Source organism: Oxalobacteraceae bacterium OTU3CAMAD1 (genome assembly GCA_024123915.1).
GTDB lineage: Bacteria > Pseudomonadota > Gammaproteobacteria > Burkholderiales > Burkholderiaceae_D > Rugamonas.
This window is the reverse complement of the sequence record CP099650.1, coordinates 6,743,232-6,755,447: the sequence shown is the minus strand read 5'-3', so window position 1 is coordinate 6,755,447 and position 12,216 is coordinate 6,743,232. Positions and strand designations below refer to the sequence as shown.

At 64.2% G+C, this 12,216-nt stretch carries 11 protein-coding genes; 4 read left to right on the top strand and 7 right to left on the bottom strand.

Translation table 11 applies throughout. The features are described from left to right. Positions 1–4 precede the first annotated feature (4 nt). Complete coding sequence (glcF, locus tag NHH88_28870; protein USX13617.1) at positions 5–1,243, top strand: glycolate oxidase subunit GlcF; 1,239 nt, start codon at positions 5–7, stop codon at positions 1,241–1,243. 167 nt (positions 1,244–1,410) lie between these two features. Here glcF and NHH88_28865 read toward each other — a convergent pair whose 3' ends face one another. The 4 genes from NHH88_28865 to NHH88_28850 all read right to left on the bottom strand — a co-directional run bounded on the left by NHH88_28865 (position 1,411) and on the right by NHH88_28850 (position 6,945). Then, positions 1,411–3,915: an EAL domain-containing protein gene (locus NHH88_28865; protein ID USX13616.1), complete on the bottom strand. Its 2,505-nt coding sequence runs from the start codon at positions 3,913–3,915 to the stop codon at positions 1,411–1,413. A 153-nt stretch (positions 3,916–4,068) separates the two neighbouring features. Beyond that, positions 4,069–4,554, bottom strand: a complete 486-nt coding sequence (locus NHH88_28860) for a glutathione peroxidase (protein ID USX13615.1) — start codon at positions 4,552–4,554, stop codon at positions 4,069–4,071. Positions 4,555–4,565: 11 nt separating this feature from the next. Beyond that, positions 4,566–5,702, bottom strand: coding sequence for a PilT/PilU family type 4a pilus ATPase (locus NHH88_28855; protein ID USX13614.1), 1,137 nt, complete (start codon positions 5,700–5,702; stop codon positions 4,566–4,568). Between the two features lie 199 nt (positions 5,703–5,901). Next, entirely contained in the window at positions 5,902–6,945 is a 1,044-nt protein-coding gene (locus tag NHH88_28850) for a type IV pilus twitching motility protein PilT (protein ID USX13613.1), read from the bottom strand. 60 nt (positions 6,946–7,005) lie between these two features. On the opposite strand from NHH88_28850, the gene NHH88_28845 reads away from it, so the two are divergent. After that, complete coding sequence (locus NHH88_28845) at positions 7,006–7,707, top strand: YggS family pyridoxal phosphate-dependent enzyme (protein USX13612.1); 702 nt, start codon at positions 7,006–7,008, stop codon at positions 7,705–7,707. Between the two features lies 1 nt (position 7,708). Beyond that, positions 7,709–8,533, top strand: a complete 825-nt coding sequence (gene proC / locus NHH88_28840; GenBank protein ID USX13611.1) for a pyrroline-5-carboxylate reductase — start codon at positions 7,709–7,711, stop codon at positions 8,531–8,533. Positions 8,534–8,594: 61 nt separating this feature from the next. On the opposite strand, the gene NHH88_28835 is transcribed toward proC, so the two are convergent. The 3 genes from NHH88_28835 to NHH88_28825 all read right to left on the bottom strand — a co-directional run bounded on the left by NHH88_28835 (position 8,595) and on the right by NHH88_28825 (position 10,903). Next, positions 8,595–8,945 (bottom strand): DUF883 domain-containing protein, encoded by a 351-nt coding sequence (locus tag NHH88_28835; protein USX13610.1) that lies wholly within the window; start codon positions 8,943–8,945, stop codon positions 8,595–8,597. 87 nt (positions 8,946–9,032) lie between these two features. Beyond that, positions 9,033–9,887: a 4-hydroxybenzoate octaprenyltransferase gene (ubiA, locus tag NHH88_28830; protein USX13609.1), complete on the bottom strand. Its 855-nt coding sequence runs from the start codon at positions 9,885–9,887 to the stop codon at positions 9,033–9,035. An 80-nt stretch (positions 9,888–9,967) separates the two neighbouring features. Next, complete coding sequence (locus NHH88_28825) at positions 9,968–10,903, bottom strand: hydrogen peroxide-inducible genes activator (protein ID USX13608.1); 936 nt, start codon at positions 10,901–10,903, stop codon at positions 9,968–9,970. A 180-nt stretch (positions 10,904–11,083) separates the two neighbouring features. On the opposite strand from NHH88_28825, the gene NHH88_28820 reads away from it, so the two are divergent. Next, positions 11,084–12,214 carry a PilT/PilU family type 4a pilus ATPase gene (locus NHH88_28820; protein ID USX17466.1) on the top strand — a complete coding sequence of 377 codons (1,131 nt, stop codon included), beginning with the start codon at positions 11,084–11,086 and terminating at the stop codon, positions 12,212–12,214. Positions 12,215–12,216: the final 2 nt, after the last annotated feature.

The following is a 12,216-nucleotide window of genomic DNA, read 5'->3' as shown; positions in this document are numbered from 1 at the left end:
TCCTATGCAAACCAATCTCGCCGATTTCATCAAGAACACCCGCGAAGGCGACGAGGCCGACGCCATCCTGCGCTCCTGCGTGCACTGCGGTTTTTGCACCGCCACCTGTCCCACTTACCAGTTACTGGGCGATGAGTTGGACGGGCCGCGCGGACGCATCTACCTGATCAAGCAGGTGCTGGAGGGCGCGCCGGTCACCACCAAGACGCAGACGCATTTGGATCGTTGCCTGACCTGCCGCAACTGCGAAACCACCTGTCCGTCCGGGGTGCAGTACGGGCGGCTGATCGATATCGGCCGCAAGGTGGTGGAGGAGCGCGTCAAGCGCCCATTGATGGAGCAGCTGAAGCGCAAGGTGTTGAAGGAGGGCTTGCCGCGCAAGGCGGTGTTCACGGCGGCGCTGCGCGCCGGGCAGCTTTTCCGTCCGTTGCTGTCGCCCGCCATGCAGGACAAGATCCCGGCTGTGGCGCGTGCCGGCGCCTGGCCGACGCGCGAGCATGGGCGCAAGATGCTGGTTCTGGAAGGCTGCGCGCAGCCGGCCATGGCGCCCGATATCAACGCCGCCACCGCGCGGGTGCTCGACGCGGTGGGCGTGCAGTTGATTGTCGCCCACAAGGCCGGCTGCTGCGGCGCGGTGCGGCATCACTTGAACGACCACGAGGCGGCCCTGGACGACATGCGCCGCAATATCGACGCGTGGTGGCCGTATGTCGAAAGCCGTGCGGTGGAAGCGATTGTCATGACGGCGTCCGGCTGCGGCTCCACCGTCAAGGATTACGGGCATCTGCTGGCGCACGACAGCGACTACGTCGGCAAGGCGGCGCGCATCTCGATGATGACGCGCGATCTGAGCGAAATTATGCCGGAGTTCGAGGAGGGGCTGGCGCGTCTCGGAGCGGTTGCCAAGGAGCGTGTCGCCTATCATCCGCCTTGCACCTTGCAGCATGGGCAGCAGATACGAGGCAAGGTGGAGGGCGTGCTGCGCGCGGTGGGCGTTGATGTGGTCCTGTGCGCGGAGAGTCATTTGTGTTGCGGCTCGGCGGGCGCGTATTCGCTGCTGCAGCCGGAGTTGTCGCTGCAGCTGCGCGACCGAAAGCTGGCGAATCTGGCCGATACCGGGGCGACCACCATCGTCTCGGCGAATGTCGGTTGCACCGCGCATTTGCAATCGGGGACGCAAACGCCGGTATTGCATTGGATCGAGTTGATCGACCGGGCGCTCGCCGCGCGCAAGCGGCGATGAGCCGTTGGCGGAGCTTGGCGGATTACGCCGTTCCGGCTAATCCGCCCTACGTGTCTCCGTGGTCAAGCGTGGTCGCTGGCCCGGACCACGAAAAGGCGATTTCTTGCGGAGACACGTAGGGCGGATTAGCGCAGCGTAATCCGCCACGAGCCGCCAGCGGCGTTCGGTTATTGCGCGAACAACGGGATTTGCGCGGTGCCGCCGGCCGGCCCCTGCCCGTGCAGGCTGACGATCGGCGGCAGCGCGGCGGCGGCCTGCCACGTCGGCGCCATGTCGAAGCCCCCGACCCACGCCAGCACCTCGTCCGCCGGCATCGGCCGCGCGATGCCGTATCCCTGCACCAGATCGCAGCCCAGCCGCATCAGCATCGCTCCGTGTTCCACCGTCTCGACGCCTTCGGCGATCACGCCCAGGCCGAACGACCTGGCCAGGCCGATGACGGCGCTTACCAGGTGCAGATCGTCGCGGTCGACCAGCATGTTGCGCACAAAGCTTTGATCGATCTTGAGTAAATCCGCCGGCAAGCGTTTGAGGTAGGACATCGACGAATAACCGGTGCCGAAATCGTCGAGCGCGAAGCTGATGCCCAGCGCCTGGCAGTCAAGCATGATGCCGCGCACGTGGTTGATATCGCTCAGCGCCGACGATTCCAGGATCTCCAGCTCCAGCATGTGCGGCGGCACGTCCGGGAACTCGGACAGGATCGCGGTGAGCCGGTCGACGAAATCGCCGCGCTGGAAATGACGCGCGGCGATGTTGACGCTGATGACCCAGGCCGGATCGAAGGCCCGCCATTGCTGCAGCTGGCGCAGCGCCTCGCGCAGCACCCACTCGCCGATGTCGACGATCACGTCGCTGTGCTCCACGATGGGCAGGAATTCCATCGGACCGACGACGCCGCGCGACGGATGCTGCCATCGCAGCAGCGCCTCCATGCCGACGATGCGGCCCTTGCGCATGTCCAGCTTGGGCTGGTAGTACAGCCGCAGCTGGCCATCGAGCAGGGCCGAGCGCACCTCGGTGCGGCGGTTGTGGTGCGTGCGCACCTGCTCGTCGAGGTCGGCGTCGAAGAAGTGAAAACGGTTGCGGCCCATGATCTTGGCCTGGTACAGCGCCTGGTCGGCGTGGCGCAGCAGGCTGTCGGCGCTGATTTCATTGCCGGTGTAGACGGCGATGCCGACGCTGGCCGACATCGCCACCGCCTGGCCGTCGGCCAGGTAATCGCGTGAGAGCGTCGACATCAGCCGGTCCATCGCCACCTCCACTGCCGCGCGGGAATGCATCTCCGGCAGCAGCAGGACGAATTCGTCGCCGCCCAGGCGCGCGACGTAGTGGCGCTGGCCGGCGAAGTCGTGCAGACGGCTGGCGACCTGCTTGAGCACCTCGTCGCCGATGGCGTGGCCCAGGGTGTCGTTGACCTGCTGGAAGTGGTCCAGATCGAACAGGCACACGGCCAGCAGATAGTCCTGCTCGCGCGCGCGCGCGACCTCGTTTTCGAAGCGCGCCGCCAGCGCCGCGCGGTTGGGCAGGCCGGTGAGGACATCGTGGTTGCTCTGCCAGGAGATCTGCTGCATCAGCTGGCGGCGTTCGGTCACGTCGCGGAACACCAGCACCGAACCTTGCACCTCGCCGTGGGCGGCGCGGATGCCGTTGGCCGTGTACTCCACCGTGAAGGTCTGGCCGGCGCGGTTGCGCAGGCTCTGGTTGCCGACCTTGACCACTTCGCCGCCGTCGTAGATCGCCGACATCGCTTTGAGCAGGGAGTGCTGGCCGAAGTTATTCGCCAGGACGAACACCTGGTGCAGTTCCATGCCGCGCGCGAGCTTGTCGGTCCAGCCGGTAAGCCGCTGGGCGACGTCGTTGATGGATTCGATCCTGCCCGTCAGGTCGGTGGTGATGACGGCGTCGCCGATCGACGCCAGCGTCACTTCGATGCGCTCCTTCTGCGCCTGCAGCTGGTCCTGCGCGATCAGCGTGCGTTTGAGCTGCTCGCTCAACTCCTTCTCGCTCGTTTGCAGTTTGCCGACCAAGGCCTGCACGCGTTGCGCCATGTTGTTGAAGGTGATCGCCAGCATGCGCGCCTCCAGCGTGCCGCCGACCGGCAGCCTGGCGTCATACTCGCCGCCCTGGAAGCGCCGGGTGACGTCGTTGAGGCGCTTGAGCATGCGCTTGTTGGCGAAGATGATAATGCCCAGCAGCGAGTAGATGACGGTGACGTTGAGGGCGGTGATGACCATCTGCTTCCAGACGGAGGTCCACACGGCGGCCACCGGCAGCGCGGGATCGAATTCCAGCACCAGGCTGGCGGTGCCGATGTAGATGTGGCGGCGGATCGGCTCGAGCGGATGCAGCTTGGCGAACCACGCGGGGACGTCGGACCGTGGCGGCGGCTGGCGCAGCGCCTCCAGATGGCCGCCGGCGAAGTCGAGGCGCGCGGCGGCGAGGTCGGGGCTGAGCAGCAGGGCGTCGGCCAGCGCGCTGTCGATGGCGGCGCGGTCGGGCACGGCCAGCGCCGGCAGCAGCGCCTTGTGCAAATAGATGCCGATGTCGCTGGCGTCCTTTTGATAGCGCGCGTTGGCGCCGGCGGTCTCCGCCTGGAACAGCAAGGTGTAGCGCACGCCCACCACCATCGCGATGATGATGAAAATGGGCACGAACAGCCGGGAATACATTCCCATCCGCAGCCACGGCGACAGTAGTTTTCCAAACACGGACATAGGTACTTGATTCGATGGGGCCAAGGGCCATTATTACCGAAAAGTTAACCTAAAGCACGGTTTTCGGAAAACGATTTCAGAATTTACGTGATGTACTAGACAACACTGTTATTCCGCCAGCAGTTTCTCGATGTCGGCGATCAGGTCTTCCGGCTTGGTGGCGGGGGCGTAGCGGTTGAAGACGGTGCCGTCCTTGCGGATCAGGAACTTGGTGAAGTTCCACTTGATCGCCTCGGTGCCGAGGATGCCGGGCGCGTCCTTCTTCAGCTTGACGAACAGCGGGTGGGCGCGCTCGCCGTTGACGTCGATCTTGGCGAACAGCGGGAAGGTGACGCCGTAGTTTTTCTCGCAGAAGGCGCCGATCTCGTCGGCCTGTCCCGGCTCCTGGGCGCCGAACTGGTTGCACGGGAAGCCGAGCACCGTCACGCCCTTGTCCTTGAACTGCTGGTAGACCTGCTCGAGTCCCTTGTACTGCGGCGTGAAGCCGCACTTGCTGGCGGTGTTGACGATCAGCAGGACCTGGCCCTGGTACTGGCGCAGGTCGACGGGCGCGCCCGTCAGGCTGTCGGCGGAGATGTCGAAGATGGTGCTCATGGAAGTCCTAGTTAGATAATGCCCAGATGTTCGGTGCCGGCGGACAGGTCGCGGTTCTTGGCGGCCTTGCCTTCCAGCTTGATGGCCAGCCGCAGGTCGTTGACGGAATCGGCGTTGCGCAGCGCGTCCTCGTACGTGATGATATCGGCTTCGTGCAAATCGAACAGCGACTGGTCGAACGTCTGCATGCCCAGTTCGCGCGACTTCTTCATCAGTTCCTTGATTTCGTGGACCTGGCCCTTGAAGATCAGGTCCGAGATCAGCGGCGAGTTGAGCATGATCTCGATCGCCACCGCGCGGCCCTTGGCCTCCTTGCGCGGGATCAGGCGCTGCGAGATCATGCCCTTCAAGTTCAGCGACAGGTCCATCAGCAGCTGCTGGCGGCGCTCCTCGGGGAAGAAGTTGATGATGCGGTCGAGCGCCTGGTTGGCGCTGTTGGCGTGCAGGGTGGCCAGGCACAGGTGGCCGGTCTCGGCGAAGGCGATCGCGTGGTCCATGGTTTCGCGGTCGCGGATCTCGCCGATCTGGATCACGTCGGGCGCCTGGCGCAGTGTGTTTTTCAGCGCGATGGCCCAGTCGTCGGTGTCGACGCCGACTTCGCGCTGGGTCATGATGCAGTTCTTGTGCGGGTGGACGTACTCGACCGGATCCTCGATGGTGATGATGTGGCCGTAGCTGTTCTCGTTGCGGTGGTTGACCATCGCCGCCAGCGTGGTCGACTTGCCCGAACCGGTGGCGCCGACCATGATCACCAGGCCGCGCTTGGCCATGACGACTTCCTTGAGCACCTCGGGCAGGCCGAGGTCGTCGAGTTTGGGGATGTCGCTGGTGATGGTCCGCAGCACCATGCCGACCGAACTCATCTGTACAAACGCCGACACCCGGAAGCGGCCCAGGTCGCCGGGGCTGATGGCGAAGTTGGCCTCCTTGGTCAGCTCAAACGAGGCGGTCTGCTTATCGTTCATGATGGAGCGGGCCAGGTCGACGGTATGGGCGGCGGTCAGCACCTGGGACGACACGGGCGTCATCTTGCCGTCGATCTTGATCGCCGGCGGAAAGCCGGCGGTGATGAACAGGTCCGAGCCTTTTTTGCTGGTCATCAACCGCAGCAGATCGAACATGAATTTGGAGGCCTGGTCGCGTTCCATGGTATTCCTTCAAAAGCGGGGTCAGGTCCGACATTCGGACACGAGCTCAACTTCAACCCCGGGGTCAGGTCCGACATTCGGACACAAGCCCGGCAGTGCAGCGGCAGAGTTCGTGTCCGAATGTCGGACCTGACCCCCGGGGGTGTAGAGCCCGTGTCCGAATGACAGACTGACCCCACTGGTTTATGACCCCACTGGTTTAGCCGGGGAAGTTGTCCGGGGTTTTGGCGGCGCTGCGGGCGGCGGCGGCGGAGATGACGTTGCGCCGCACCAGGTCCGTGAGGTTCTGGTCCAAGGTTTGCATGCCGACGTTGCTGCCCGTCTGGATCGCCGAGTACATCTGCGCGATCTTCGATTCGCGGATCAGGTTGCGGATCGCCGGCGTGGCGACCATGATCTCGTGCGCGGCCACGCGGCCCGCGCCGTCCTTGGTCTTGAGCAGCGTTTGCGAGATCACCGCTTGCAACGATTCCGACAGCATCGCGCGCACCATTTCCTTTTCGTCGGCAGGGAAGACGTCGACGATGCGGTCGATCGTCTTGGCCGCCGACGAGGTGTGCAAGGTGCCGAACACCAAGTGGCCCGTCTCGGCCGCCGACAGCGCCAGGCGGATCGTTTCGAGGTCGCGCAGCTCGCCGACCAGGATGGCGTCCGGGTCTTCCCGCAGCGCCGAGCGCAGCGCGTTGTTGAACGACAGCGTGTGCGGCCCGACCTCGCGCTGGTTGATCAGGCATTTCTTCGATTCGTGCACGAATTCGATCGGGTCCTCGATCGTGAGGATGTGGCCGTATTCGTTTTCGTTGAGGTGGTTGACCATCGCCGCCAAGGTCGTCGATTTGCCCGAGCCGGTCGGGCCGGTCACCAGCACCAGGCCGCGCGGCTTGAGCGCGAATTCGGCAAAGATCTTGGGCGCGTTGAGCTCTTCGAGGCTGAGGATCTTCGATGGAATCGTGCGCAGCACCGCCGAGGCGCCGCGCTCCTGGTTGTAGGCGTTGACGCGGAAGCGCGCCAGCCCCGGGATCGCGAACGAGAAGTCGACCTCCAGCATCTCCTCATACGCCTTGCGCTGGCCGTCGTTCATGATGTCATAGATCATGCCGTGCACTTCCTTGTGCTCGAGTGGCGGCAGATTGATGCGCCGCACGTCGCCGTGCACCCGTATCATCGGCGGCAGCCCGGCCGACAGGTGCAAGTCCGAGGCCTTGTTCTTGACGGAGAATGCGAGAAGTTCGGATATGTCCATTTATAATCCCTGCCTGGCGTTGGTGTGATGACGCTTACCGCTGTCTTTTACTCGATGATTATGTCCCCGATCCCCCAAAACTTGCAAGCAATCACCGCGACTATCGTTGCCGCCGCCCAAGAATCCGGCCGCGCGCCGGACACGGTGCAGCTGCTGGCCGTGTCCAAGACTTTTGGTCCGGAAGCCGTGCTCGAGGCCGTGCAAGCCGGCCAGCGGGCTTTCGGCGAGAACTATCTGCAGGAGGCGCTCGACAAGATCGCGGCGTTGAGCGCGCAACCCGAGCCGCTCGAGTGGCATTTCATCGGGCCGATCCAGAGCAACAAGACGCGGCCCATCGCCGAGCATTTCGATTGGGTGCACACGGTCGAGCGCGAGAAGGTGGCGCAGCGCCTGTCCGAGCAGCGCCCGGCCGGCATGGCGCCGCTGCAAATCTGTTTGCAAGTGAATATCAGCGGCGAGGCCAGCAAGAGCGGCGTCGCCCCGGAGGAGGTGGCGACGCTGGCCCACAAGGTCGCGGCGTTGCCGAATCTGACGTTGCGCGGCCTGATGGCGATCCCCGAGCCGGCCGTGGAATTCGAACGGCAGCGCGCCGCGTTCGCGCGCCTGCGGACGCTGTACGAGCAACTGCGCGCCGACGGCCTGGCGCTCGATACGCTGTCGATGGGCATGTCGGCCGACATGCGCGCGGCGATCTTCGAGGGCGCGACCATCGTGCGCGTCGGCAGCGCCATTTTTGGATCACGAACTTACAACAAGGTTTGATATGAAGATTGCATTTATTGGCGGCGGCAACATGGCCTCCGCGTTGATCGCCGGCCTGGCCGGCAAGCTGACCGCCGGCGCGGACATCCATGTGGTCGATCCGAATCCGGAGTCGCTGGCAAAACTGAAGCAGCAATACGGCGTGACGACGGCCACCGCCGCCGACGCCGCCCTCGGCGCGGCCGACGTGATCGTGCTGGCGATCAAACCGCAGAGCATGCGCGAGGTGGCGGCGCAGCTGTTGCCGCTGCTGGACCAGGCCAGGCAGACCTTGATCGTGTCGGTCGCGGCCGGCATCCGCAGCGCCGACCTGGCGCGCTGGCTGGGCGGCTACGGCGCCATCGTGCGCTGCATGCCGAACACGCCGGCGCTGATCGGCATGGGCATCACCGGCATGGTCGCCGCCGCCGGCGTGAGCGCCGGGCAGAAGCAGGCCGCCGACGACATCCTGCGCGCGGTCGGCCCCACCGTATGGCTGGACGACGAATCGAAGATCGACGCGGTGACGGCCGTGTCCGGCAGCGGTCCGGCCTATGTGTTCTACTTTATCGAGGCGATGCAGCAGGCGGCCGTGGACATGGGCCTGAGCGCGGAGCAGGGCACGCAGCTGGCGCTGGCCACCTTCGCCGGCGCGGCGCAGCTGGCCAACCAGTCGAGCGAGCCGGTCGCGCTGCTGCGCGAGCGTGTGACGTCCAAGGGCGGCACCACCTACGCGGCGCTCACCAGCATGGAGCAGAGCGGCGTGAAGGCGGCCATCGTCCAGGCGGTGAAGGCGGCGGCCGCGCGCGGCAAGGAGATGGGCGACGAGCTGGGCGCGGCCAATTAAGGTCGCGCCCGAACAAGGGCGTCGCGTTTAGTTAAGGCGCGCCCGAACCACCGGGCCGCGGTTAGCGGCGCGACACCAGGATGCCGAGCAGCACGCCGACGGCTGCGCCCACGCCGACCGCTTTCCACGGGTTGTCGCGCACATAGATGTCGGCGCTTTGCGCCACTTCGTGGCTGCGGGCGATGACGCTGTCCTCGAGCTTGCGCAGGTCCGTCTTGGCGGTGCGCAACGTGTCCTCGAAGCGGGCGCGGACCTCGGAAGCCTTGCCGCTGACTTGCTCGCCTGCATCGCTGAGATAATGTTCCGCCTCGCCGATGGCGGTCTTCAAGCCGTCCATCAACTTGTCGCGCGCCGCGCCGCTGGCGGCCTGGCCGTCGGAGATGCCGTTGCCGTTCTGATGAGTTTGATCCATGGTGATGACCTCCTGTCTGTCGCTCGTTGAATGGGATAGCCGGTGCAGGCGCCAAGTGCATGGCGCCGTTGCGCTGGGGCTATCGTTTCAGCGCAGCGCGTAATCGACGGCAATACCCGCGAACACCGCTGCGCCCAGCCAGTTATTATGGCGGAAAGCGTAAAAACACGCGTCGCGCTCCCGTGCGCGGATCAAGGTGTAGTGATACAGCGCGATGCCGGTGGCCACCGCCAGGCCGGCAACGAACCACAATCCCAAGCCCAGCTGCAAGCCGCACACCAGCAACAGCGCCAGATGCACGCCGTAGCACAGCATGACGGCGGCGACGTCAAAGCGGCCGAAGGTGATGGCCGAGGTCTTGATGCCGATCTTCACGTCGTCGTCGCGGTCGACCATGGCGTATTCGGTGTCGTAGGCGACCGCCCAGAACACGTTGCCAAGCAGCAGCACCCAGGCCACCGGCGGCACGGTGTCCTGGATTGCGGCGAACGCCATCGGGATGCCGAAGCCGAAGGCGATGCCCAGGTAGGCTTGCGGAATGGCGAAGAAACGCTTGAAGTAGGGATAGGTGCCGGCGATGATGACGGCCGCCACCGACAACTGCTTGGTCAGCGCGTTGAGCGGCAGGATCAGGCAGAACGAGACGATCGCCAGCCCGGCGGCGATGGCCAGCGCTTCCTTGCCGCTGATGCGCCCGCTGGTGATGGGACGCTGGGCGGTGCGCTTGACGTGCTTGTCGATATCCTGGTCGGCGTAGTCGTTGATCGCGCAACCGGCCGAGCGCATCAGCAGGGTGCCGAGCGAGAAAATCACGACCAGCATCCAGTCCGGCTTGCCGTCGGAGGCCAGCCACAGCGCGCACAGCGTCGGCCACAGCAGCAGCAAGGTGCCGATGGGTTTGTCCAGTCTGACCAGGCGGAAATACAGCTGCAGCTTGTTCATCGATTGCATCGCGAGAAGGGAAAGACGGGCATTATCGCAAATCTTTCCCGGACGGTCGCTGATGGCGGGGGAAACGTGGGTTATTCCTCGTCGCAGAGGGTGGTGATGCCGGGCAGGTTGCAGGAGGCGACGACTTCACAGACGGCGTCGATGGCGGCCTTGCGGGTGAAGCTCTTGCGCCAGACGATGACCACGCGGCGCGATGGTTGCGGCGCGTCGAAGTTGCGGAACTGCAGCATGCCTTCGGTGGTGTTCATGTCCGGCACCGAGGCGCGCGGCAGCACGGTCAGGCCGATGCCGCTGGCGACCATGTGGCGGATGGTTTCGAGCGACGAGCCCTCGAAGGTGCGCTGCATGCCGTTGCCGGGCGCCGAGAAGCGCGCCATTTCGGGACATACTTCCAGTACCTGGTCGCGGAAGCAGTGTCCGTTACCGAGCAACAGCATGTTTTCGGTCTTGAGGTCGTCGGCGGGGATGGTCTTGCGCTTGGTCCACGGGTGCTGGGCCGGCATGGCCACCACGAACGGTTCGTCGTACAGTGCCTGCATCGCCATGCCGTGGTCGGGCAGCGGCAGCGCCATGATGGCCGCGTCGAGCTCGCCCTGGCGCAGCATTTCCAGCAGGCGCACGGTGAAGTTCTCCTGCAGGATCAGCGGCATCTGCGGCACTTTATCGATCATGCCCTTGACCAGCGGCGGCAGCAGGTACGGGCCGATGGTGTAGATGACGCCCAGGCGCAGCGGGCCGGCCAGCGGGTCTTTATTTTGTTTGGCGAGTTCCTTGATCGCGGCGGTCTGTTCCAGCACGCGTTCGGCCTGGGCGACGATTTGCGCGCCCAATGGGGTGACCGAGATCTCGGCGCCGCCCCGTTCGAACAGCACCACGCCCAGCTCGTCCTCGAGTTTCTTGATGGCGACCGACAGCGTCGGCTGCGCGACGTAGCAAGCTTCGGCGGCGTGCCCGAAGTGTTTCGCTCGCGCAACGGCCACTATGTATTTCAGTTCGGTCAGAGTCATGAATCTATTTGAACACAGGCAATGTACAGATGCAATAATTGTGGGACAACAAAGGGCATTGTAGCGGAATGGTGTCGATATAATGCACCTTGGCGGCGCAAACCTGAGAAAGAAGGGTGTATGTCCACGACATTCGGACCGGAAGAGGCGCAAGCCTACCTGCATAAGCTGTTGAAAGTGATGCACCATACGGGCGGCTCGGATTTGTTCATTTCCGCCGATTTCCCGCCCAGCATCAAGTCGCAGGGCGCGATGAAGCCGCTGAGCCAGCAAAAGCTGACGGGCAGCGTCACGCGTGCGCTGGCGCTGTCGATCATGAACGAGAAGCAAAAGCGCGAGTTCGAGGCCGAGCTGGAATGCAACTTCGCCATCTCCTTGCCGGAGGTTTGCCGCTTCCGCGTCAATGTGTTTGTGCAGCAGCAGAACGTAGCGATGGTAATCCGCACCATCGCCTCCGAGATCCCGACATTCGAAAAGCTCGACCTGCCCGAGGTGTTGAAGGACGTCATCATGACCAAGCGCGGGCTGGTGCTGGTGGTCGGTGGTACCGGTTCCGGCAAGTCGACCACCCTGGCGGCGATGATCGATTATCGCAACGCCAATTCGGCCGGCCACATCATCACGGTGGAAGACCCGGTCGAGTATGTGCACAAGAATAAGAGCTGCCTGGTCACGCACAGGGAGGTCGGCGTCGACACGCTGTCGTGGCATAACGCGCTGAAGAACACGCTGCGCCAGGCGCCGGATGTGATCCTGATCGGCGAGATCCGCGACACCGAGACGATGGAGCACGCCATCGCGTTCGCCGAGACCGGCCACCTGTGCCTGGGCACCTTGCACGCGAACAACTCCAACCAGACCATGGACCGCATCATCAACTTCTTCCCGGAGGAGCGGCGCAACCAGTTGCTGATGGATTTGTCGTCCAACTTGCGGGCGATCGTTTCGCAGCGGCTGGTGCGCACCGAAGACGGGCAGGGGCGCAAGGCGGCGATTGAAATTCTTTTGAATACACCGACGATCGCCGAGATGATCTTCAAGGGCAATTTCCAGTCGATCAAGGAAATCATGCACAAATCGCGCGAGCTGGGTATGTGCACGTTCGACCAGGCGCTGTACGAACTTTATAATAAGGGCTACATCGGCTATGAAGAGGCGATCCGCAACGCCGATTCGGCCAACGGCCTGCGCTTGCAGATCAAGCTGCGCGGCGAGCGCAAGGAGCCCGGCCAGACCGGCGAGGGCCGCGCCGGCGCCGACGCGCTCAGCATGCAGATCGAAGCGGAAGCGCAAGACGAAGAACCCAAGTAATC